This window comes from Methylocystis sp. Uni0008 (assembly GCF_056838045.1).
Genome location: NZ_CM166370.1, coordinates 2,732,433 through 2,754,151 on the forward strand (window position 1 = coordinate 2,732,433; position 21,719 = coordinate 2,754,151).

At 65.3% G+C, this 21,719-nt stretch carries 21 protein-coding genes; 13 read left to right on the plus strand and 8 right to left on the minus strand.

The annotated features are described in order from the left end of the window. Positions 1-136 precede the first annotated feature (136 nt). From lspA to AC0X69_RS13700, 6 genes are all read left to right on the plus strand, one after another. The gene (lspA, locus tag AC0X69_RS13675; RefSeq protein ID WP_482608345.1) at positions 137-661 is read left to right on the plus strand and encodes a signal peptidase II; all 525 of its coding nucleotides are present in this window, start codon (positions 137-139) and stop codon (positions 659-661) included. 97 nt (positions 662-758) lie between these two features. Then, complete coding sequence (locus AC0X69_RS13680; protein WP_482608346.1) at positions 759-1,463, plus strand: chromosomal replication initiator protein DnaA; 705 nt, start codon at positions 759-761, stop codon at positions 1,461-1,463. 64 nt (positions 1,464-1,527) lie between these two features. Beyond that, the gene (locus AC0X69_RS13685; protein WP_482608347.1) at positions 1,528-2,856 is read left to right on the plus strand and encodes a M16 family metallopeptidase; all 1,329 of its coding nucleotides are present in this window, start codon (positions 1,528-1,530) and stop codon (positions 2,854-2,856) included. Between the two features lie 102 nt (positions 2,857-2,958). Continuing rightward, complete coding sequence (locus AC0X69_RS13690; RefSeq protein ID WP_482608348.1) at positions 2,959-4,242, plus strand: M16 family metallopeptidase; 1,284 nt, start codon at positions 2,959-2,961, stop codon at positions 4,240-4,242. Positions 4,243-4,289: 47 nt separating this feature from the next. Next, positions 4,290-6,335, plus strand: a complete 2,046-nt coding sequence (locus AC0X69_RS13695) for a M3 family metallopeptidase (protein ID WP_482608349.1) — start codon at positions 4,290-4,292, stop codon at positions 6,333-6,335. Between the two features lie 293 nt (positions 6,336-6,628). Next, positions 6,629-6,808 (plus strand): hypothetical protein, encoded by a 180-nt coding sequence (locus AC0X69_RS13700; protein ID WP_482608350.1) that lies wholly within the window; start codon positions 6,629-6,631, stop codon positions 6,806-6,808. Between the two features lie 80 nt (positions 6,809-6,888). Here the strand turns inward: AC0X69_RS13700 and AC0X69_RS13705 are convergent, their stop codons facing one another. After that, a complete protein-coding gene (locus tag AC0X69_RS13705; protein ID WP_482608351.1) occupies positions 6,889-7,203 on the minus strand; it encodes a hypothetical protein in 315 nt (104 codons plus the stop codon). Positions 7,204-7,447: 244 nt separating this feature from the next. Here AC0X69_RS13705 and AC0X69_RS13710 point away from each other — a divergent pair, with 244 nt between their 5' ends. Then, entirely contained in the window at positions 7,448-8,575 is a 1,128-nt protein-coding gene (locus tag AC0X69_RS13710; RefSeq protein ID WP_482608352.1) for an IS630 family transposase, read from the plus strand. A 343-nt stretch (positions 8,576-8,918) separates the two neighbouring features. Here AC0X69_RS13710 and AC0X69_RS13715 read toward each other — a convergent pair whose 3' ends face one another. After that, on the minus strand, positions 8,919-9,134 hold the full coding sequence (locus tag AC0X69_RS13715; protein ID WP_482608353.1) for a hypothetical protein: 216 nt from the start codon (positions 9,132-9,134) through the stop codon (positions 8,919-8,921). A 305-nt stretch (positions 9,135-9,439) separates the two neighbouring features. Further along, the gene (fabI, locus tag AC0X69_RS13720; RefSeq protein WP_482608354.1) at positions 9,440-10,300 is read right to left on the minus strand and encodes an enoyl-ACP reductase FabI; all 861 of its coding nucleotides are present in this window, start codon (positions 10,298-10,300) and stop codon (positions 9,440-9,442) included. A gap of 174 nt (positions 10,301-10,474) precedes the next feature. Between fabI and AC0X69_RS13725 the strand changes: the two genes are divergently transcribed. After that, the gene (locus AC0X69_RS13725; RefSeq protein WP_482608355.1) at positions 10,475-11,017 is read left to right on the plus strand and encodes a sigma factor-like helix-turn-helix DNA-binding protein; all 543 of its coding nucleotides are present in this window, start codon (positions 10,475-10,477) and stop codon (positions 11,015-11,017) included. A 5-nt stretch (positions 11,018-11,022) separates the two neighbouring features. Then, positions 11,023-11,916 (plus strand): anti-sigma factor family protein, encoded by an 894-nt coding sequence (locus AC0X69_RS13730; RefSeq protein ID WP_482608356.1) that lies wholly within the window; start codon positions 11,023-11,025, stop codon positions 11,914-11,916. Between the two features lie 3 nt (positions 11,917-11,919). Here AC0X69_RS13730 and AC0X69_RS13735 read toward each other — a convergent pair whose 3' ends face one another. Both AC0X69_RS13735 and AC0X69_RS13740 read right to left on the minus strand, forming a co-directional pair. Continuing rightward, positions 11,920-12,906 carry a DnaJ C-terminal domain-containing protein gene (locus AC0X69_RS13735; protein WP_482608357.1) on the minus strand — a complete coding sequence of 329 codons (987 nt, stop codon included), beginning with the start codon at positions 12,904-12,906 and terminating at the stop codon, positions 11,920-11,922. A 120-nt stretch (positions 12,907-13,026) separates the two neighbouring features. Beyond that, positions 13,027-13,776 carry an enoyl-CoA hydratase-related protein gene (locus tag AC0X69_RS13740; RefSeq protein ID WP_482608358.1) on the minus strand — a complete coding sequence of 250 codons (750 nt, stop codon included), beginning with the start codon at positions 13,774-13,776 and terminating at the stop codon, positions 13,027-13,029. A gap of 215 nt (positions 13,777-13,991) precedes the next feature. On the opposite strand from AC0X69_RS13740, the gene AC0X69_RS13745 reads away from it, so the two are divergent. From AC0X69_RS13745 to AC0X69_RS13760, 4 genes are all read left to right on the plus strand, one after another. Continuing rightward, positions 13,992-14,702 (plus strand): CDP-alcohol phosphatidyltransferase family protein, encoded by a 711-nt coding sequence (locus tag AC0X69_RS13745; RefSeq protein WP_482608359.1) that lies wholly within the window; start codon positions 13,992-13,994, stop codon positions 14,700-14,702. A 50-nt stretch (positions 14,703-14,752) separates the two neighbouring features. Then, positions 14,753-15,184 carry a hypothetical protein gene (locus tag AC0X69_RS13750; protein WP_482608360.1) on the plus strand — a complete coding sequence of 144 codons (432 nt, stop codon included), beginning with the start codon at positions 14,753-14,755 and terminating at the stop codon, positions 15,182-15,184. Between the two features lie 395 nt (positions 15,185-15,579). Then, positions 15,580-16,917 carry a glycosyltransferase family 4 protein gene (locus AC0X69_RS13755; protein ID WP_482608361.1) on the plus strand — a complete coding sequence of 446 codons (1,338 nt, stop codon included), beginning with the start codon at positions 15,580-15,582 and terminating at the stop codon, positions 16,915-16,917. A gap of 36 nt (positions 16,918-16,953) precedes the next feature. Then, positions 16,954-17,475 (plus strand): MarR family winged helix-turn-helix transcriptional regulator, encoded by a 522-nt coding sequence (locus tag AC0X69_RS13760; RefSeq protein WP_482608362.1) that lies wholly within the window; start codon positions 16,954-16,956, stop codon positions 17,473-17,475. Here the strand turns inward: AC0X69_RS13760 and AC0X69_RS13765 are convergent. The 3 genes from AC0X69_RS13765 to AC0X69_RS13775 are packed head-to-tail and all read right to left on the minus strand — an operon-like array spanning position 17,469 to position 21,689. Further along, positions 17,469-18,575 (minus strand): lipocalin-like domain-containing protein, encoded by a 1,107-nt coding sequence (locus AC0X69_RS13765; RefSeq protein WP_482608363.1) that lies wholly within the window; start codon positions 18,573-18,575, stop codon positions 17,469-17,471. The two genes, AC0X69_RS13760 and AC0X69_RS13765, sit on opposite strands and share 7 nt — an antisense overlap. Then, complete coding sequence (locus AC0X69_RS13770; RefSeq protein WP_482608364.1) at positions 18,565-21,033, minus strand: ABC transporter permease; 2,469 nt, start codon at positions 21,031-21,033, stop codon at positions 18,565-18,567. The genes AC0X69_RS13765 and AC0X69_RS13770 overlap by 11 nt, the downstream gene beginning before the upstream one ends. Then, on the minus strand, positions 21,030-21,689 hold the full coding sequence (locus AC0X69_RS13775) for an ABC transporter ATP-binding protein (protein ID WP_482613403.1): 660 nt from the start codon (positions 21,687-21,689) through the stop codon (positions 21,030-21,032). The genes AC0X69_RS13770 and AC0X69_RS13775 overlap by 4 nt, the downstream gene beginning before the upstream one ends. Positions 21,690-21,719: the final 30 nt, after the last annotated feature.

Below are 21,719 nucleotides of genomic sequence, written 5' to 3' on the forward strand. Positions count from 1 at the left end.
GAGTGCCAGCAGGCGCCCTGCAAATAGGAGCGGTCCCTGCGCCTGTCAAGCCGCGGCCGAAGAGAAGGAGGCCTGGCGAAACTTTCCTTTTCGCCGACGCGGCCTTATTGCTGCGGGCCCCGGTCGGAGACGCCGCTTGCCGCTAAATCACAACCTGCGCGCCCTGTCGCCTCGCGCGCTGGGCCTCACGGCGGCGCTCGCCGCTCTGGCCTTCGACCAGGCGCATAAATTCTGGATGCTGCATATTTTTGACGTCGCGGCGCGCCCGCCGATGACCCTCACGCCGTTTCTGGACGTCGTGCTTTCCTGGAACTATGGCGTCTCCTATTCGCTGTTTCCGGCGCAGGAGGCTGCGGCCCGCCTGGTGATGCTGACGGTCCAGGGCGCGATCATCGCGGGTCTGGCGATCTGGATGGTTCGCACGGAAAGCCGCGCTACTGCCGTGGCGCTCGGGCTCATCATCGGCGGGGCGCTCGGCAACGCCGCCGATCGGGTCACGCGCGGCGCCGTCGCCGATTTCTTCTATCTCCACACCAGCCTGCCCGTCGGGCCGCTGGCCAATTACGTGTTCAATCTGGCGGATGTGTTCATTACCGCGGGCGTGGCGCTCATGATCGTCGAAGGGTTTTTTCTGCCGCAGGAGCGACGCGCCGAGGGCTGAAGGCGGCCCTTGGGCTCAAACCGGGCCTTCGCCACTAAATCGCCAACAAGTCGCGGCCATGTAGCTGCGCCAACCGGAGCCCGAGGGAGTCCGACAGATGAAGCTTGCCCAGTCGAAGCGCTGCGCGTTTTACGCGCTCGCCGGCGTCGCCGCGATCCTGGCCGCGCCAGCTCTGGCCGGCGACGATAAGTCCACATTGACCACGATGATGGAAATGGTCGGCGCGTCCTCGGACGAGGGCGTCGGCAAGATCGACTACAGCGAACGGCCCAAGCTCGTTCTGCCGCCGAGCGCGGGAGGCCTTCCAGCGCCGCGCGAGCGGGCCGAGCGGCCTGGCGGCTGGCCGGCCGAAATCGCCACGGAGCGACGCCGCAACGCCGATCGCTACGCGCATGTTCCGGACGCGCCGCCTGAAGAAAAGAAGAAGGGCCTTCTCGAGCGCATTCGCGGTCCGCGTCCGACGGCGGCCCCCGGAACTGACGACGAGCCGGGCCTGCTTCAGCGCGTCATGTCCGCCCGGACCGCCAATGCGGCGGCGGAGTCCGATGCGCCGCCGCGCCGGAAGCTCGTGGAGCCGCCGGACGGCTATCGCCAGCCGACGAAGGACCTCAGCAGCTACCAAGAGAAATCCGGCAAGAGCTGGTGGAATCCTCTGTCCTGGGGCCGAGGCGGCGGCACGGACAGTGATCCTGTGGCGCAGACCGGCGATCCGAACGCCACGGCTTCCATCGCGCGTCCGACGAGCGCCAGCGGCTTGTCGCACCTAATGCCGAGCTTCCTGAGAGGTTCTGACAAGAATTAAATTCGGGCCTATATAGGAGACACAATTCTCCGATACGCGGCCGCGGCTGCGGGAAAGGCCATTCATGTCATTCGAGACGAAGGCGTCAGCCGTCGCTTCGCTCGCGCCCGGCGCCGCCGCGCCGGAGCCTGCGCGCGCGAGCATTACGAGCTTCAAGCTCGACAACGGCATGGAGGTCGTCGTCATCCCCGACGCGCGGACGCCCGTCGTCACCCACATGGTGTGGTACAAGAACGGCGCCGCCGACGATCCGCTCGGCCAGTCCGGCATCGCGCATTTCCTCGAACATCTGATGTTCAAGGGCACGAAGAAGCATCCCCAGGGCGAATTCTCCAATCTCGTCGCCGAACTCGGCGGCCAGGAGAACGCCTTCACCAGCTATGATTACACGGCCTATTTCCAGCGCATCGGTAAGGAGCATCTCGCGACGCTGATGGCCTTTGAGGCCGACCGCATGCGCAACCTCGTTCTGACCGACGATGTTGTCGATCCCGAGCGCGACGTGGTGCTCGAAGAGCGCCGCATGCGCACCGACAGCGATCCCGCGGCGCAGCTCGACGAGGCGGTGCAGGCGGCGCTCTTCGCGCATCATCCTTACGGCACGCCGATCATCGGCTGGAATCACGAGATCGAAGGGCTCGATCGCGCGCATGCGCTCGCCTATTACGAGCGCTTCTATACGCCCGAGAACGCCATCCTCATCGTCGCCGGCGACGTCGATGCGGATGACGTCGAGCGCCTCGCCAGGGACACCTACGGCAAGATTCCCGCGCGCGCCGCGCCGCCGCGCCGCGCCCGCACCCAGGAGCCGCCGCACCGCGCGCACAGGCTGGTGACGCTGCGCGACGAAAAGGTCGAGCAGCCGGCGCATGAGCAGGTCTTTCTCGTGCCGTCCTACACCACCGCCGAGCCCGGCGAAGCCGAGGCGCTGGAGACGCTCGCCTATATGCTGGGCGGCGGGCCGACGAGCGCGCTCTATGAGACGCTGGTCGTCGAGGAGAAGGTCGCTGTCGGCGCCGGCGCTTATTACCTCGGCTCCGCCGTCGACAATACGCGGCTGTGGGTCTATGCGACGCCCGCGCCGGGCGTCGCGCTGCAGGATCTCGACGTCGCGATCGACGGCGTGCTCCGCCGCTTCGCCGAAGAGCCGATCGACGCCGAGCATCTTCAGCGCGCGAAGACGCGGTTGATCGCCGACGCGATCTACGCCCAGGACAGCCAGGCCTCGCTCGCGCGCTGGTATGGCGAAGCGCTCGCCACCGGCCTCGGCATCGAGGACGTCGTCGCCTGGCCCGATCGCATGGAGAAGGTGACCGCCGCGGATGTGCAAAACGCCGCGCGCAAATGGCTCGACAAGCGCAGGGCCGTCACCGGCTTCCTGCTTCCGGCCTGAGACGGCGCGCGCGTCGGGGCGTCGGCATAAGACCGACGCCTGACCCGACCGCTCAAGACCGACTCGCCCAAGACCGACTGCCGACCGCCGTTAGGAACTCATATGACCGCTCACGCGCCCACCGTCACCATCGCATCCCGCGCCGAACATGTGCAGCGGATCACGACGCCGGGGGGTCTCGAGGCCTGGCTCGTCGAAAGTTACGCCGTGCCGCTCGTCGCGCTCGAATTCGCCATCCGCGGCGGCGCGGCGCAGGACCCGCCGGAAAAACCCGGACTCGCGACGCTGCTCGCCGCGACGCTCGACGAAGGCGCCGGCCCCTATGACGCGCGCGGCTTCCATCGCGCCATCGACGAACTCGCGATCCATCTCGGCTTTGGCGCCGATCGCGACGCGATCTCGGGCCACATGCAGACGCTCTCGCGCAACGTCGACAAGGCGTTCGGCCTCTTAAAGCTCGCGCTCAACGACGCGCATCTTGGGGCCGGCGACGTCGCGCGCGTGCGCAGCCAGCTCGCCGCCGAATTGAAGCGCGACGTCAATGAGCCGGACTCCCTCGCGGCCAAGGCTTTTCGCGAAGCGGCGTTTCCGAATCATCCCTATGGACGCCCGGTCCGCGGCGATCTCGCGTCGATCGACACGCTGACGCGCGAAGACCTCATCGCCCTGCGCGAGCGGCTCTTCGCGCGGCGTGATCTCAAGATCGGCGTCGTCGGCGCCATCGACGCTACGACGCTCTCGGAACTCCTCGACGCGACATTCGGCGGCTTAGCGCTGCAAAACGATCTCGCGCCCGTCCCGCCGATCGAAGTCGCCAATGTCGGCATGCGCAAGATCATCGATCTCGACGTGCCGCAATCGACCATCCGCTTCGGGCGTCCCTCGATCACCAAGCACGATCCCGACTATTACGCGGTCGTCGTCGCCAATCACATTCTGGGCGGCGGCACCTTCACCTCGCGGCTATTCCGCGAGGTGCGCGAGAAGCGCGGCATGGCCTATTCGGTCTATTCGCATCTCAACGAATATGACCATTGCCCGATGCTGATCGGCGCCGCCGCGACCAAGAACGAGCGCGCCGGCGAAGCGATCGGCGTCATTGAGGAAGAGTTCAGAAACTTCGTCGCCGAGGGTCCGACCGAGGACGAACTGGACAAGGCCAAGAAGTTCCTCACCGGCTCCTATGCGCTGCGTTTCGACACGTCGACGAAGATCGCGAGCCAGCTCGTCAATCTGCAGCTCGATGGATTCGAGCCGAGCTTCCTTGATGAGCGCAACGGCCGCATCGCCGCCGTGACGATGGCGGATTGTCAGCGCGGCGCGCAGCGGCTCCTCGGCGATGGCGGTCTGCTGGTGACGATCGTGGGCAAGCCCGAGGGAGTTTAAGCGGCCGGCCACGCCGCCGCTGGTCGGCGTCTTGCTAAGAGACTGTCATGGATAATCCTCTCCTTAGGGCCTGGAGCGGCCCTTTCCGCCTGCCGCCTTTCGACGCGATTGCGCCCGCGCATTTCCGTGAGGCGTTCGAGACGGCCTTCGCCCAGCACAAGGCCGAGATCGACGTCATCGCCAACGACCCGTCGCCGCCGACGTTCGACAATGTCATCGGCGCGCTGGAGCGGGCGGGGCGACTTCTCACCGATGTCGGCGCGGTGTTCTGGAATCTCGCCGCCACCGACACGACGCCCGAGCTGCAGGCGATCGAGCGCGATATGGCCGGCGCCTTCTCGCGTCACTCCAGCGACATCTCCATGAATCCCGCGCTGTTTGCCCGGATTGAGGCGCTTTACGAGACGCGCGGAGCGATCGATTTGACGCCCGAGCAGCGGCGCGTTCTCGAACTGACTTACAAGAGCTCCGTGCGCGCAGGCGCGAAGTTGAACGACGTGGACAAGGCGCGTCTCAAGGCGGTTCTCGAACGGCTGGCGGGCCTCTCGACGCAGTTTTCGCAGAACGTGCTGGCCGATGAATCATCCTGGCTGCTGCTGCTCGACGAAAGCGATCTCGACGGCCTCTCGCCGGACTTTCGCGCCGCCGCTGCGCGCATTGCGGCGGAGCGTGGATCGCCCGGCAGATATGGCGTGACGCTGTCGCGCTCCAGCGCTGAAGTCTTTCTGCAAAGCTCGACGCGGCGCGATCTACGCGAGACGGTGTTTCGCGCCTGGGCCAGCCGCGGCGAGACTGCAGGCGCAACCGACAACCGCCCGCTCATTCGCGAAATCCTGCAATTGCGCGAAGAGCGCGCGAAGCTGCTCGGCTTCGACAGTTTCGCGGCTTTCAAACTCGACGACACGATGGCGAAGACGCCGGCCGCCGTGCGCGAATTGCTTGGTCGCGTCTGGGCGCCGGCGCTGACGCGCGCCGCCGAGGAGCGCGCGCAGATCCAGGCGATGGCCGAAGAAGAGGGCGCGAATTTCACCGTCGCGGCGCATGACTGGCGCTATTACGCCGAGCGCGTGCGCGCGAAGCGCTACGACCTCGATCAGGCCGCGCTGCGTCCCTACTTCCAGCTCGACAACATGATCGCCGCGGCGTTCGATGTCGCGCAAAAGCTTTTCGGCCTCCGCTTCGTCGAGCAGAAGGGCCTGCCGCTCTACCATCCGGATGTGCGCGCCTTCGATGTGCTGGACAGCGACGGCAAGCATGTGGCGCTGTTCCTCGCCGATTATTTTGCGCGGCCGTCGAAGCGCGGCGGCGCCTGGATGTCCGACTTCCGTGCGCAGCATAAGCTCGTTGGCGAAACCAGGCCGATCATCGTCAATGTGATGAATTTCACCAAAGGCGCCGATGGCGCGCCGACGCTGCTCAGCCTCGACGACGCGCGCACGCTGTTCCATGAATTCGGCCATGCCCTGCATGGCATGCTGTCGGACGTGACCTATCCTTCGGTCGCTGGGACCAATGTCGCGCGCGATTTCGTCGAATTACCCTCGCAGCTTTACGAGCACTGGCTGCTGGAGCCGGCGGTGCTGAAGAAGTTCGCGATTCATGCCGAGACCGGCGCGCCCATACCCGATGATCTCGTCGCGCGCATCGCCGCCGCGCGCCATTTCAATCAGGGTTTCGCGACGGTCGAATTCTGCGCCTCCGCCCATGTCGATCTCGACATTCATGCGCAAAGCGTCGGGGCGGAATTCGACGCGGGCGCCTTCGAGGCGGACAGCCTCGCGGGGATCGCCATGCCGCCGGAAATCGTCATGCGGCACCGCCTGCCGCATTTCTCGCATATCTTCTCCGGCGACGGCTATTCGGCGGGCTACTACAGCTATCTCTGGGCCGAAACGCTCGACGCCGACGCTTTCGAGGCCTTTAAGGAGACGGGCGACCCCTTCGCGCCCGAGGTCGCGCAGCGCCTACGCGATCACATCTACGCCGCGGGCGGAAGGCAGGACGCGGCGGACGCCTATGTCGCCTTCCGCGGAAGGATGCCGACGGTGGAGCCGCTGCTACGCCAACGGGGATTTGCGGACCCGGCGGGGTAGACGAGCCGTCGAGAGAATTGTTTTCCTCACCCTCATCCTGAGGAGCCGCCCGCAAGTCGGGTTTACCCGACTTGCGAATTTAATGTCGATCTCGGGCAGGCCCGAGATCGAAGGCGGCGTCTCGAAGAGACGAGGGTGAGGAAAAATACGCGAAAACGGGCTTCCTCGTCCTTCGAGACGCGTGCTTCACACGCTCCTCAGGATGAGGAAGCCCTTCACCGATCCCGCGACAGCGACCGCCCTTTTCGGACCTCAGACACGGTGGAGGACCGACAAGCTAGTTAACCGCCCCTATGCGTTGCGCTGCGACGCCTTCGGAGATCGCGAGCCTGCTCGTCGATCTGCAGTTCGATGGATTCGAGCCGAGCTTCCTCGACGAGCGCAACGGCCTCATCGCCGCCGTGACGATGGAGGAATGTCAGCGCGGCGCGAAGCGGCTCTTGGGCAACGGCGATTTGCTGGTGACGTGGTGAGCAAGCCCGCGGGGGTGTGAGAAGGGCCCCAGACGTGCCGTTCGCGAGCCGTTTAAGGCATTTTGCGACCTTGTAGGAGCTTAGTCTTGAACGGTCTTCTGTTCATCGTTCTCGACGATGACCGCGCTGCCACTCCCGACACCAAACGAAAACAGCCATTCTTTTGGCTTTGGACGGGCAGCATGTACTATCTTCAGAACCTCTTCAACATCGATGCGCGCGCGTTCGGCAAAGTCCTTGGTTTGAATAAGGCGTTCCCACTTCGCGAGAGGTTTTTGGCCCAGCCGAGTATCTGCATGTTTAGCGTCACATAGAATTGGCTTAGGTTCGATCTGCTCAGTTTTACCGTGAGCCATTAGGTTCCTGAAATCTTGCAGTTGGGTGAGTGTTTGCAAAGGCCGTTTGCCAGCGCCTCCTGGAAATTCGACCTTTAGAAGTTCGCAGATTAGGTTGAATTTCTTTGGCGGCGGTAAGGGCTCCACGCTTTCCCAACAAGTAAGCAAGCTGTTGCCGACGTGATTGAGATAAGCCTCGAACGCGAATGCAGTTAGAACGATACTAGTGTCCTGTCCCAGAAATTACTAGCCACGTTTTCGCGATTGTGATTCCTTCGGCCCAGGCGGGATTCGGGAGGGCGGCATGGCGAGGGACGGAGCGACCAAAGCGAGCAAGATTAAGCTCAGCGAGAACGAACGGGAATACCTCAAAAGGCTCGTCCGGCGACGCAAGGTGGCGCGTGGGCATGCGCAACGCGCGGAGATCGTGTTGCGGGCCGCTGACGGGCTCAACAACTGCGAGATCGCGGCTGCGGTCGGTGTAACGCGGCAGACCGTGCGCACATGGCGCGAGCGTTTCGCCAAGCACCGTCTCGATGGTCTCGACGATGAGCCGCGCTGTGGCGCGCCACGCAAGATCGGCGACGACCGCGTTGAGGAGATCGTGACCAGGACACTCGAAACGCAGCCCAAGAACGCGACGCACTGGAGCACGCGCGGCATGGCGAAAGCATCGGGCGTGTCGACTTCGTCGGTTCATCGCATTTGGCGTGCATTCTCCCTACAGCCGCATCGCACCGAGACTTTCAAGCTCTCGACCGACCCGCAGTTCGTCGAGAAAGTGCGCGACATCGTTGGCCTCTATCTCGATCCGCCCGACAAGGCGCTGGTGATATGCGTGGATGAAAAGAGCCAAATACAAGCGCTTGATCGAACGCAGCCGCTGCTGCCGATGCGCCCTGGACAAGTCGAGCGGCGCACGCACGACTACGACCGCCACGGCACTACGACGCTCTTTGCCGGCTTCATCGCTGCTGTCACGGCTGAGACGACCGTGAAGGCTGGCAGTGTGATCGGCACATGCATGCCGCGCCATCGCGCGCAGGAGTTCCGCAAGTTTCTCGACGAAGTGGAGAGCAACGTTCCCGCCGGCCTCGACATTCACGTCGTGATGGACAACGCTTCGAGCCATAAGACGCAAGTGATCCGCAACTGGTTCGCCAAGCGGCCCCACTGGCACATGCATTTCACGCCGACATCGTCGTCGTGGATCAATCAGGTCGAACGCTTCTTCGCGCTGCTGGCCGAAAAGCAGATCAAGCGAGGCGCGCACAAGTCCGTCAAAGACCTCATCGCCGCCATCAAGGCTTTCCTCGCCCAACAGAACGCTGATCCGAAGCCGCTGCGCTGGACCAAGTCAGCCGACGACATTCTGGCCTCCATCGAACGCTTCTGCCGTCGCACCCTCGACCTCCAAGCCAAAGCTGGATAGAAACTTCTGAATCAGGACACTAGAAAGAAACTGCCAGGAGGAGCCTTTTTCGTTCTCAATACCGCGCTCCAGGACGCACTTCGATGCGTGCCAAAGCTCCGCATACATGTGCACGGTCTTTTTTTGGGTGATCCGGACTCTGGCAGGTTTTTTAGTCACGGTTAAAAGCCCCGGTGCTGCGATTCCTCTGAGAGGCATCAATCGACTTGTGTAGCGGTGCCTCTGGTGAAGCCCGCGGGCTTTTGTGCGCTAGCGGCGAGTCAGCGCATGTCACACCAATTCCAACCGCAACTGACGGCCGAGCACTTTGGCCGCTCGTATAAGCGTTTCGAGCGTCGCGCCGCTATTCTTTGGGTCGAGCAAGCGGTCGATTTGCGCGGCTGGTCTCCATCATTTCAGCCATGCGCGCCTTGGTGATGCCTTTCTTCTTCATTTCGGCGGCGAGCTGCGAGGCAAGTGCTTCCTTGATAGCGCCGGCGGTGACTTCTTCGCGGAAGCCTTGCTCGTCCAGCCAGCTCTCGAAGGTCGAGCCAACATGCAGGTTCGCTTTCTTCTTCATGACAATAACTCGACATTCAACAATGCGGCGTGGCGATAATGAAAATTAGCGATAAAGCTCTTCCAGGCAAATAGTACGGATTCGGCTGATCCGTTCGCTTGGGCCGTGTCATTCCCGGCAGGCTGAAGGCCTGACCGGGAATCCAGAGCCAATCCAAGAATACTGGGTTTACTCTGGATTCCCGATCGCGCTTCGCGCGTCGGGAATGACATCCGAGCCGCTCGACCGATTTGGCATAACTCTGTAGAGGGCGCGTCCAGTCGTGGATGCCCGCGACGCGCGCGGGCATGGCGCGGGAAGCGCGGCTACTTCTCCTGCGGCAGCAGCGCCAGCAAGTCCGCCATTTTCGGCGCGGCGCTCGGATTCATCATGCCCACGACATGATAGCCGGCGTCGACATGCAGCACTTCGCCGGAGACGCCGCGCGCCAGCGGCGACAGCAGATAGACCGCCGTCTCGCCGACTTCCTCGATCGTTACGACGCGGCGCAGCGGCGAATTATATTCGTTCCAGCGCAGGATATAGCGGAAGTCGCCGATGCCGGACGCCGCCATGGTCTTGATCGGGCCGGCGGAAATCGCGTTGACGCGGATGTTCTTCACGCCGAGATCGGCGGCGAGATAGCGCACCGAAGCTTCAAGCGCCGCTTTCGCCACGCCCATCACATTGTAATGCGGCATCCATTTCTCGGCGCCGTAATAGGTGAGCGTGAGGAGCGAGCCGCCATCCGTCATCAATTTCTCGGCGCGCTGCGCCAGCGCCGTGAAGGAGTAGCAGGAGATGTTGAGCGACATCTGGAAGTTTTCCAGCGTCGTCTCGACATAGCGCCCGTCGAGCTGGTCCTTGTCGGAATAGGCGAGGCAGTGCACGACGAAATCGATTTTGCCCCAGAGCTTCTCCACCTCGGCGAAGACGGCGTCCATCGTCTCAGGTTCGGCGACGTCGCAGCGGCCGACGACCGTGGCGCCGATCTCGGCGGCGAGCGGGCGCACGCGCTTTTCGAGCGCCTCGACCTGATAGGTGAGCGCGAGTTCGGCGCCGGCGTCGGCGCAGGCCTTGGCGATGCCCCAGGCGATCGAGCGATTGTTGGCGACGCCCAGGATGAGCCCCTTCTTTCCCTTGAGCAGTCCGGCGAAAAGGGCGGCGGGCGCAGCTTGATCGGTCATGCTTGTCTATTTCCTGGGCGTGAAATCTGCTCGGCGGCTCGCGCCCTTTAGCCTGCTTTGGGCGCAAAGGAAACCCTCGCGCCACAGGCTCAGCGGAGGCGAAATCCAACGCGCCAGAGCGGCCAAGCATAGCCAATCGGGCGGCTTTGCCCTATCATCCCATAGGAAACGTCATTGGCTTCGCAGACAGGCGAGAAGACCGAGCGAGGCGGCCGCATGGGCAGAAGAGCCGATATCATCGCGGGACTGGGCGGAGCGACTCCGGCCCTGCGACGTTATGCGCGCGCGCTTTGCGCCGGCGCAGGTCCGGCGCTTGCCGACGATCTCGTGCAAAGCGCGCTGCAGTCGGTTGGCGCGCGAATCCGCACGCGTGAGGTGCGCCCCGCCGATCTCGCCGAGGCGCGAATCGAAGCCTATGCGGCGCTTGTGACGCTCGCCCAGAAGAAGCTCGCCAACGCGCCAGGTCCGGCGTCGCGCCACCCGCCTATCGTGCACGGCCTCGCGACGCTCCCCTTCGAGGAGCGCGCCATTCTGCTGCTCGTCTCGCTGGAGGGCTTCGGCTATGAAGCCTCGGCGCGAATCGTCGGCGCAAGTCGGGAAACGGCGCTGGCGCGGCTGATGCGCGCCCGCGCGACGCTCGGCGCCGAGGGCTTGCGGCCGGTCGCGCCGTCGGAGGGCGGCCGTCGCGTCGCGTCGCATCTGCGGGTCGTGAAATAGCGGCGATGACGCCCTCGGCCCTCATCGAAGAAGCCGACCTGCACGCCCTGGTCGACGGCGAACTCGATCCCGAGCGGCGGCGCAAGGTCGAAGACCATCTCCTGCAGCATCCCGAGGACGCCGCGCTCGTCGAAGGCTGGCGGCGCCAGAACGCGGCGCTGCGCGCCGCTTTCGAACCGGTGGCGCTGGAGCCGCCGCCCCTGTCGCTGCGCGAGGCGGCGGCAAGGCCGCCGGCGCCCGCCGCCGGACAGGGGCCGATCGAAACCGGCGCCATCCACTGGGGACGGCCAGGCGCGGCGCCGCGTCCTGCGCGCAAGCTCGACGAAATCCGCGCCAGTCGGCGCCGCCAGGCGCTCGCGTCGACGCTGCTGACGCTCATCGCCGGCGCGGCCGTCGCGGCGGCGGCGCTGCTCTTCCTGGCGAGCCGGCCGCCGGCGCAGAACCCCACGACGCGCGCAATCGCGGCGACGAGTTACGCCGCACGCGCCGGGCTGACTTATGCGACCTATGTCGTCGACGTGCGGCCGGTCGAGATCGACGCCGGGCGGCGGGGCGAGCTGCTCGCGTGGCTTCAGGAGCGCGTGGGGTTTTCACGGGCGCCGGATTTGAGCGGGGTCGGATTGCGGCTGCTTGGCGGACGCGTCGCGCCCGGCGTCGCGGCGCCGGCGGCGTTTCTCGTCTATGAGCGCGACGACGGCGCGCGCGTCGGTCTTTATTTCGAGCGGGCGGAAGCGCTCGCGGCGCCCTCCGGTCAGCGCGCCCAGGGCGTCTCGGTGATCGAATGGCGCGCCGGCGGCTTCGCCTTCGTGCTCGTCGGCGCCTTGCCGCCGGAGGTCATGCAGGCCGCCGCGGAAGCGGCCGCCGCAGCGGTCGTCACGGCGCCGGCCGAGGCCAAATAGGCGTCACGTCATTTTGGCGCGGGGATCATAGGGGTGGGTGTCGCGCCACTCGCGCATGCGCGCATCGAGATCGCCCGACGCCGTTTCCGGCAGCACGATCTTCAAGGAGACGTAGAGGTCGCCGGCGATTTTGCCGTCGGTCGCCGGAAGGCCTTTGCCGCGCAGCCGCAGCACGCGTCCCGTGTTGGAGTGCGGCGGGATCGTCAGCTCCACCTTGCCGTCGAGCGTGGGCGTCTGAACGCGTCCGCCGAGCGCCGCCTCATAGACGGTCACCGGCAGCTCCAGCCGCATATCTCGGCCGTCCAGCTTGAAATAGGGATGCGCCGCGACTTTCACGGTGATCAGCGCGTCGCCGGGCTCTCCGCCCATCGAGCCTGGCTGGCCCTGGCCGCGCAGTCGGATCTGTTTGCCGTCTTCGATTCCCGCGGGGATCTTGACTTCGAGCGTGCGGCCGCTGGGCAGGATGACCCGCGCCGAACCGCCGTGCGCCACCGTCTCGAGCGGAACCGTGGCTGTCGCGACGACGTCATCGCCGCGCGTCGGCTGCGGCCCGGCGCGACGGCGGCCGCCGCCGCCGAAGAGATCGGCGAAGAGGTCGGAAGGGTCGAATCCGCCGCGCCCGCCGGCCGCCTCATTGCCGAAATGAAACTCGAAATGCTGCTCGCCGCCCGGCGCGCCGCCGCCGGGCGCGCCGCCGGTGCGCCAGCCGCGGGTGAACCCGCCTGGGCCGGCGCCTGCGCCGAAGCCCTCGAAGCCGGTGTAACGCGGCTTGCCGTCCGGTCCGATTTCGCCCTTGTCGAACTGCGCCTTTTTCGTTTCGTCGCCGACGATTTCGTAAGCCGAGTTGATCTCCGAGAAGCGCTCCTTGGCCTTCACGTCGTCCTTGTTGCGGTCAGGGTGAAACTTCTTGGCGAGCTGGCGATAGGCCTTCTTGATTTCGGCGGGGCTCGCCGATTTCGGCACGCCGAGAACGTCGTAAGGATCGCGCATAATTCTCCGATCAGCCCATGTGAGCGCCCGCCCTTCGTGGCGCAGGCGCGTATGTCCGACTTATTATTTGGGAGAAGCCTGTCCGCGACGCAAGCGGCGAAGGTCGCGTCGCGCTGAAGGTCACCCCGCTCGCGATGCAAAAAAGGCGGCAAAGCGCTCGCGCGCCTCCGGCGACGTCAGCGCTTGCGCGAAGAGCGCCGCCTCAGCATCGATGCGGGCGAGAATGTCTTTCGGGTCGCCCCGCATCAGCCGCCGCGCCGCGAGCAGCGCTTTCCTCGGCTTGGCCGCGAGGCGCCGCGCGGCGTCCATGGCGAGATCGAGGACCGCTTCGGCCGGCGCCAGTTGGTTGACGAGGCCAAGCCGCAGCGCCTCACTCCCGTCGAAGCCGTCGCCGAGCAGGAGATATTGCGCAGCCTTTGCGAGCCCGAAGCGTTCCGGAGCCAGCAGGCTCGCCCCGCCTTCGGGCGGCAGCGCGAGGTCGATAAACGGCATTTTGAAGCGGGCGTCGGGGCTCGCGAAGACGAGATCGCAATGGAAGAGCAGGGTGGTTCCGATGCCGACGGCGTCGCCGGTAACGGCGGCGACGAGCGGTTTTTCGAAGGCGGCCGCCGCCCGAATGAAGGCCAGCGCCGGAAAAGTCTCGGCGTTCGGGGCGTAGTCGCGGAAGTCGGCGAGATCGTTGCCCGCCGTGAAATTCCCCCCTGCGCCGGCGAAAACGACGGCGCGCACGGCGTCGTCGTCGGCCGCCGCTGCGAGCGCCGCGATCAGGGCGCGATACATCTCGCGATCGAGGGCGTTCTTTTTCTCCGGGCGGTTCATCAGCAGCCGCAGCGCGCCCTGATCCTTCGAACCAACGATCTTTTCCGACATAAGAATCTCCGGATCGGGCGTTGCGGAAGAGGCGGGCCCTGCCTCTGCGGCGAACGCGCTTCGCCAAAGTTTTGAGGAATTTCGCTGAGATAATCGCCATGCGACGGCTGGCCGCAGATCATCGACGACTTGCAGCAGCGCCGCAACCGGGTAGATTTCAGCGCGATGTATTGTCAACGGCCGGGGCGCCGTTTGTCTGATTTGAGAGCAGGGGCATGCGCGTCATGAATCTCGGCGAGGCGGGCGATAGGCGGTTAGGCGGCGCGCCCGGGCGCGGCCAGAGTTTCCTCTTCGCCGCGGAACAGCGCCTCGTCCAACGCATGGCGCGCGCGGCCCCGACCTGGATCGCGCCTGCGCATCTGTCGATGATCGGCGCCTGTGGCGCCGCGCTCGCGGCGGTCGCGCTGGTCGGCTGCCGTTCATGGCCTGAGTTGGTCTGGCTCGTGCCGCCGGCGATGCTCGTCAATTGGTACGGATTGACGACGGATCTGCCGTTGGCGCGCCTGCGCGGCGGCGAACTGCCGGGCGCCGGCATGGCGCACCACGTCTCCGAACTCTTCTCGCACATACTGCTGATCGTCGCCTATGGATTCTCGCCGTTTCTGACGCTGCGCGCCGCTGCGGCGGTGCTCGTCTGCTACCTGCTGTTCTCTTCCTATGCCTACATCCGCGCCGCGACCCGCCATGTTCAGCAGATGGCCTATATCGGTCTGGGCGTGACCGAGTTCCGGATACTCCTGGCGTTCTGGCCCTTCGCCGCCATCGCGCTCGGCGTTCCGCAAAGTCAGCACGATCCTTTGCCGGCGATCGACGTCGCGATTATCGGTCTGGCGCTGGTGGCGGTCGTCGGCCTGTTCGGCAAGCTCTTCAAGGACGGACGAAAGATCGCAGCCGCCTCCGCTTCGGCGCGGAGCAGAGACAACTAACGCCGCCAAGCGGCGCGGAACTTTTCGTCAGGCGGACGCATTTCCCTTTCATGCGCGCCGCTCTCCTCTCAACGGCCATCATCGGATTTCTGCTTGGAGCGTTCGCGGCAAGCGCCAACGCCCGCTCCGGCGCCCCTTCTCTTGCGCCCGTGGAAGCCAAAGACGCCGTCGACGCCGCGCGCTCGGCGTGGCGCGCAAGGGTGGACGCGGCGCGGGAGCGCTATGAAGCCTTCGCGGCGCGCGCGGAGACCGCGTTTCGCGACCGACAGCCGGCGCGCCCGCGCAATCCTATCGACTCGCAGCCGCTCTCGGCCACGCTCGACGATCCAACGCTTCGCTACAATGATCTGATTGTCGCGCCGGACGGCGTTTTCGTATTTCGCGGCGCCGAAGGCGCGCGCCACAGCGCCGATGACTTCGAGCGTCTTCTCGAGGCGCGCGTCCGGGCGCTTTCACTGCGGACCTTCGACAAAACTAATTGAAAATCGACGATTCTCGAGGTCCGATTAACCATTCGCACATATTGGTGAAATTTTTAGGATCGTTCAGAAAACCGATGGCATTTCCGCCATATAGCCGGCATATTGCCTTGGCCCGCGTGAACTCCCGGCCCTCTCCGGGAGGTCCTCTTCCGCCGTGTTCGAACATTCGCCTCGCGGGCGCAGCCGCTCGCGGCGCAAGCCTTCCGGGGCTTCACCTATTGCGCGCCGCCAACCCGTCCCGCCTGCATCGAAACCTCCGTCGCCGCCTTGGCGATGGCCGCCTGTGATGAAGAAGTGCAACTCTTCACAAAGATGGTCTTTCGCTACCGGGAGTGTGTCGAAAGAGAGACGGAACGGGCTGTCCGTGAGGCGAACGCCGCGATCGAGGCATGGCGATGTCGTTTGGACGAGTCGAAGTGCCGCAATTGACGTCGACGCCGGCGGAAGCGACGCGCCGCCCTATCGTCTACGACGTCACGCGGATCGTTACCCGCGCGCTCAATGCTGCGCCCAATGGGATTGATCGCGTCGACTTCGCTCTCGCGCGCCATTTTCTTGCGCGCGACCGAGAGCGTGGCGCGCTGATTTGCACGGCGATCGGACCTCGCCTCGCGGATCCGGATCGCGCGCTGGAAACGATCGGAGGCGTCGAGAATCTTTGGCGCGAGGACGGCGACGCCGAGCATGACGACGTCTATCGAACGGTCGTGGCGGCGCTCCGATCGAACGGATTGGCGCAGTCGTCGACGGCGCGCGCCAAGAAACCGATAAATCTCTCTTTCCTTGAGCAAAACTGGCGAGCGATGCGGCGGTGGGCGCCTCATCTTGGCCGATCCTTGCGCGAGGCGCCGCATGGCGCCGTCTATTTCAACGCCACGCAATTTCTCGTCGATCGAAGCTGGTATGTGCGCTGGCTGACAGCGCGGCCAGACATAAAGCCTGTATTCTTCGTGCACGACCTTCTTCCGATTGAGTCGCCGGAGTTCTTTCGCGCGAGAGAAGCGATGCTGCATCCCAGGCGCATGATCAACATCTGCCGCTATGGCGCTGGCGCTGTCGTTGGCTCGCAAACGGTCGCCAGACGCCTTCGTCACTTCGCCGCCGAATGCGGAAGGTCGGAGCTGCCGATCTGCGTCGCGCGCCTGCCGGTGTCGCCGGTCTTTTCGTCGAAAGTCGCTGCGCCCGCGGCGCTCGAAGGCGTGAACTATTTTGTTGTCTGCGGCACGATCGAACCGCGCAAAAATCATCTGACGCTGCTCAACGCTTGGCGCGCGCTTGCGCAGGAGCCGGCTCCGCCAAAGCTCGTCATCGTCGGCAAGCGCGGCTGGCTCAACGCCGCCGTGATCGAACTCCTGGAACGTAGCGTCGCGCTGCGACCCCATGTCATAGAGGCGGGCGGACTTTCCACGCCGGGACTGCGCAGACTGCTCGCCGGAGCGCGCGCGTTGCTCATGCCCTCGTGCGCGGAAGGCTTCGGTCTGCCTGTCGCCGAAGCGCTTGCCGCGGGAACGCCGGTGATCGCCTCAGATATCGAAGCGTTCCGCGAAGTCGGCGGCGACGCGATCGACTATGTCGATCCCTTCGACGGTCACGGATGGCTGCAAGCGGTCCGCGACTATTCAGCGTCGCAATCGCCGCGCCGACGCGCGGCGCTTGGCCGCATCGGCGGGGGAGACGCAACCAAGGTTGATACTTTCGTTTCACAGATTGACGACTTCATCGCGCGCTTATAAAGCGCGCTCCGACGCTGACCGGATTGGTTCTCCAATATGGCGCGCGCATTATTTCATCGCTCCAAACGAGTCGCGCGACGCGAGCGCGACTCCGGGGACAAGGGGTTTCACTTGAGTCTTTACGATCCGCCGGCGGCGGCGCAGCGCAAGCCGCCCAGCGAAGACGATCTCGTGGCGCTGGCCCATTTTCGCTATGCCCTGCGCAAGTTTCTTGCGTTCAGCGAACAGGTCGCCGCCGACCATGGCGTCACCGTGCAGTGGTATCAGGCGCTGCTTGTGGTGCGCACTCACCGCGGCGCGAAACACATCAGCGTCGGCGAACTCGCGGAACAATTGATGATCCGCGATCACAGCGCGGCGGAGCTGGTGTCCCGCCTGGCGCAAGCCAAGCTTGTCAGGCGAAAGACCGACCCAAAGGACCGCCGCCGCTCGCTCGTCGTCATCACCCGCGCGGGCGAACGGCGCTTGTCGGAACTCGCCGCCGTCCATTTGAGAAAGCTGAGAGAAACCAGGGGCTTTTTCGCGAGCTTCTTTCGGATGGCGATCGAGTCTCAATAGCCCGTCATTTCGAGATAGCCTTCGCCCTTGTGCGTGCCGGTGAAACGGATCGGCCCTTCCCAATAGGCGGGTTCGGTCGCCATCCAGCTCTCCGGATTGAGAGGCCGTGTCTCGATGTTTACGCCGCGGCTCTCGATCCCCACGCGCCAGCGGACCGGCACATCGCGTCCCGCGATCCGCGCCGTCTCCAAAGGTTCGAGCGTGATGTCTTTACCGATGAGCGGCGAGGTTGCGCCTTTGGCGTCGATCCAGTTTCCAAAAAGGAAGGGCGGCGTCTCGACGCTGCGCATGCGATACAGCATCAGCTTGGCGCCGCCATCCAAATGGAGCGAAAACCAGTCCCAGCCTTTCTGATCGGGGCCGAGCGGCTGGCTGGACCATTCTCGATCCATCCAGGCGAGGCCGGAGACCTGCGCTTTGCGTCCGCGGATCGAAACAGAGCCTTCCGCCTTGAAGAACGGCTGGCTGTAGTAATAGGAGGCCTGTCCGGCCTCCGATTTGCGGCTGTAGCCGCCCTCGCCCTGCAACACGATCGGTCCTGTTGCGGTCAGATCGAGCGCATAGGCGAAATCCTTGCTCTGCGCGCTGACGCGCAGCCGATCGATCCCGGCGCCTCTCGCCTCGTCGCGCGTTACGAGGTCCCAGTCGTCGATATAGGCGCGGAAAGGCTCGGCCTCGACGCCCGCCTGACCAATTCCGCCGCGCGCGAATTTCTGCGCGAACAGATGTTCGCTGGCGCTCGTGGCCGCCGCATGGCCCATCCACACATTGCGGTCATCCCAGCCGGCGCGCGCCGCGTTGGCCTTCAATGCAAAACGAAAAAGCGTCCATTGAACGCCATAAGACGCGCCATCAGCATCGGCGAGAGTCGCGGTGACGTACCACCATTCGGTGCGGAAGTCGTAATGCGCGCCGTGGTCTTTCGGGAAGAGGAGAGGCGTTCCGGGGTGGGGAATCGCAAAGCCCGGCGCTTCTCCTCCCAGACCGCTAAAACCCTGCGCCAGGGCGCCGCTCGAGGACAGCGCGAGAAGCAGCGCCGACCGCCGCGAGACTCTCGCGCGAAGGCGTTCGGGCGGAAGGTTCGGGCGTCTAGCGTTCATTGGAAAAAATCTTGAGCAGTTCGGTGGGCGCGGCGCGCGCGAGCCGAACGGCGGGTATGAGCGCCGCCAGGAACGCGGCGCATAGCGCGATAAGAAAAACCGCAAGCCACTGCGCCGGAAACATATGGAACGGAAGCCGCCATCCGAAGGCCGCGACATTGACGATCGCCACGAGGCACCAGGTCATGAACAGGCCGAGAGGCGTCGCGAAGACCGCCGCGCCGGCGGCGAACGCAAGGACGCGGATCATCTCCAATGTCGCCAGCTCGCGCCGCGTCGCGCCCAAGGCCCAGACCGGCGCGATGCGCGCGCGCCGCATATCGCTGAGCGTGAGAAGACTCGCGAACAGCGCGACGCCGGAGACGATCAGCGTGAGCGTATTCAGCGCGGCCGTCACGGTGAACGTGCGCTCGAAAACGTCCGTGGACAGCGCCTTGACTTCGGCTTGATCGACGATGCGCGCAATCTTGTCGCCGAAGCGCGCCTGGATGTTTTCGATGACGCGCGCGCTAGCGTCGGGAGCGACGCGCAGGCTGTAGTGGATTCCGGAGGCGTCGGCGAAATAGCGCTTCAGCTTCTCGTGATCGATGCGCAGCTGGCCCTTGGGATTTCCGTAATCGGGGAAGACGCCGACAACGCGCGCGCGCAAGTCCTGCCCGGACGTTGGAACGTCGAGGCTCGCGCCTACGGCGACGCCCAGCCGGCGCGCCAATTGCTCGCTGACGAGCACCGCGTCCTGCTCGTGCAAGTCCGTCCACACGCCGGGCGTCGCCTCAATCAGCGGAAAATGCGCCGCATAGGTTTCGTGAGGCGTCATGCCGATCGCGTCGACCGGCCATCCGCCGATGCGCGTCTTCGCGCGCCAGATGGGCAGGACCGCGAATATCTCGGGCCGCGCGCGCGCCCATGCCTCGATGTCACGCGCATCGGCGGGCGTTGCGGCTTCGAAATAGACTTCCGCGACCAGGCGTTCGTCGAGCCACCGGACGAATGTCTGACGAAAGCCCTCGACCATGCCGCCGACGCCGATATTGGTCGCAAGCGCGATCAGTAGCGCCATCAGCGCAAGCGAGAGGCCGGAAATTTCCTGCCGTCCGTCGGCGAAGAACCAGCGGGCGAGCGGCCCGCGCGCGACATGTTCGCCGAGCGCAAGCGCGCCGGCGAGCCCGATTGGCAGGGCAAGCGCGGCGGCGAGGAGCGCCAAGCCGATGACGGCGAATCCGGCTGCGAGGCCGTCGCCGAAGCCGTAGGCGCAAGCCGCGGCCAGAAGGGCAAGGACCGCGAGCGCCGCTTGCCGTCGCAGATAGCGGTGATGCGCGGCGCGCCACGCGATTGGACGCGCGACCGACAGCGCCGGCAGCCGCAACGCCTTCGTAAGGCCGCCCGCTGCCGCAAGCGCCGCGCCCGCTCCGGCCATGGCGAGCCCGGAAATCCACCAGCGCGCATCGAGCGCAAGGCTTTCCGAGATTTGCGCGCCGTAGAGGCTTTCGAGACTTTTTGCGACATCGGGCAGCAGCGCCCGCGCGATGACGTAGCCGCCGATGACGCCGGCGCCGCCGGCGACGAAGGTGAGGACGGCGATTTCGCACGCCATCGCCGCGATCAGATGGGGCGGGGCGACTCCGAGCGCGCGCAACGTGCGCAAGGTCGGCAGGCGCTGCTCGAAGGCGAGGCCGTAAGCTGCGTGGACGATGAACAGCCCGACGACGAAAGCGAGGAAGCCGAAGGCGGTGAGATTGAGATGGAAGCTGTCCGTCAACCGGTTGAGATCGCTTTCTTCGTCCGGCGCGACAAGCCGCAGCGTTTCTCCGCTGACACGCTTGAGACGCTCCTCGTCGAGCGCCTCGTCGTCGGCGATGATGAGGCGGGAGAGTTTGCCCGGTCGATCGAGCAGGCGCTGCGCCACGCCGATGTCGACGATGACGCCGCCGGGCGGCGCTTCGGCGAGCGCGGCAAGCGGCGGCAGTCGCTGGCCACGCTCGGTTCGCGGCTCAGCGCCCTCGGCGAGATCGAGCTTGCGCAAGGTCTCCGGCGCGGCGAAGGTGCGGCCGGGTCCCGAGAAGAAATCCTCGAATATGTCTCCGCGCTTGCGCATGTGCGCGATCGTCGAACGGCCCGGAAGCGACACCGGATCGACGCCGATGATCCGGACATTTTTCTCCTGGATCCGGACCACGCCTTCGAGGACCGGCGAGACATTCACGCCGGCGCGCCGCAGCTTAACGAAGAATTCCTGATCGAACAGGCCGCCGCGCGCGGCGACAAGCGTTCTCGCGCCGCCGCCGGAAACGGCGGCCGCCGGGGCGTCGTAGCTGTCGCGCGCCTGCGCGTTCAGCGCCTGCACGCCGCTCCACAAGGCGGTCGCGATCGCGAGACCCCCGATGAGCGTCAAGAGGCTCCCCGGGCGTCTTCGCCAGTGGCTGATCAGCGCGGCAAGCGTCCAGAGCGTCTCTCTCATTGCGCCGCCAGAAGACCCGATTCCAGCCGCATGCGGCCTTGCAGCCGGGCGGCGAGTCGCTCGCTGTGCGTCGCCATCAGAAAGGCGCAGCCGGTCGCGGCGACGAGGTCGAGCGCGAGCGCCATGACGGCGTCGCCGGTCGCTTCGTCGAGATTGCCAGTCGGTTCGTCCGCGAGCAGGAGCTTCGGGCGCACGGCGAGCGCGCGGCCGATGGCGACGCGCTGCTGCTGTCCGCCCGAAAGCTCCTCCGGATAGCGCGCGGCGAGCGCCGCAAGGCCGAGACGATCGGTAAGCTCTTCCTCCCAGACAGGATCGTAGCGCCCGGCCAGTCGCGCCTGAAAGCCGAGGTTTTCGGCGACGGTCAGGCTCGGAATCAAATTGAACTGCTGGAAAACGACGCCGATCTTCTCTCGTCGAACCGCGGCCCGCGCGGTTTCCGACAGACGCGTCAGCGCGACGCCGTCGAGGATGACTTCGCCGGAATCGGCGTTATCGAGCGCGCCGACAAGATGGAGGAGCGTGCTCTTGCCGCTGCCGGACTCGCCGGTCAGCGCCAGACTGGCGCCGGCGTCCAACATGAAATCCACGCCGTGGAGGACGGGAATGCGGCCCTGCGGCGTGGGATAGGATTTTCGAAGAGCCTCGACGCGCAGCATCGGCGCGCGTTCCCGACTGGCGGCGAGATT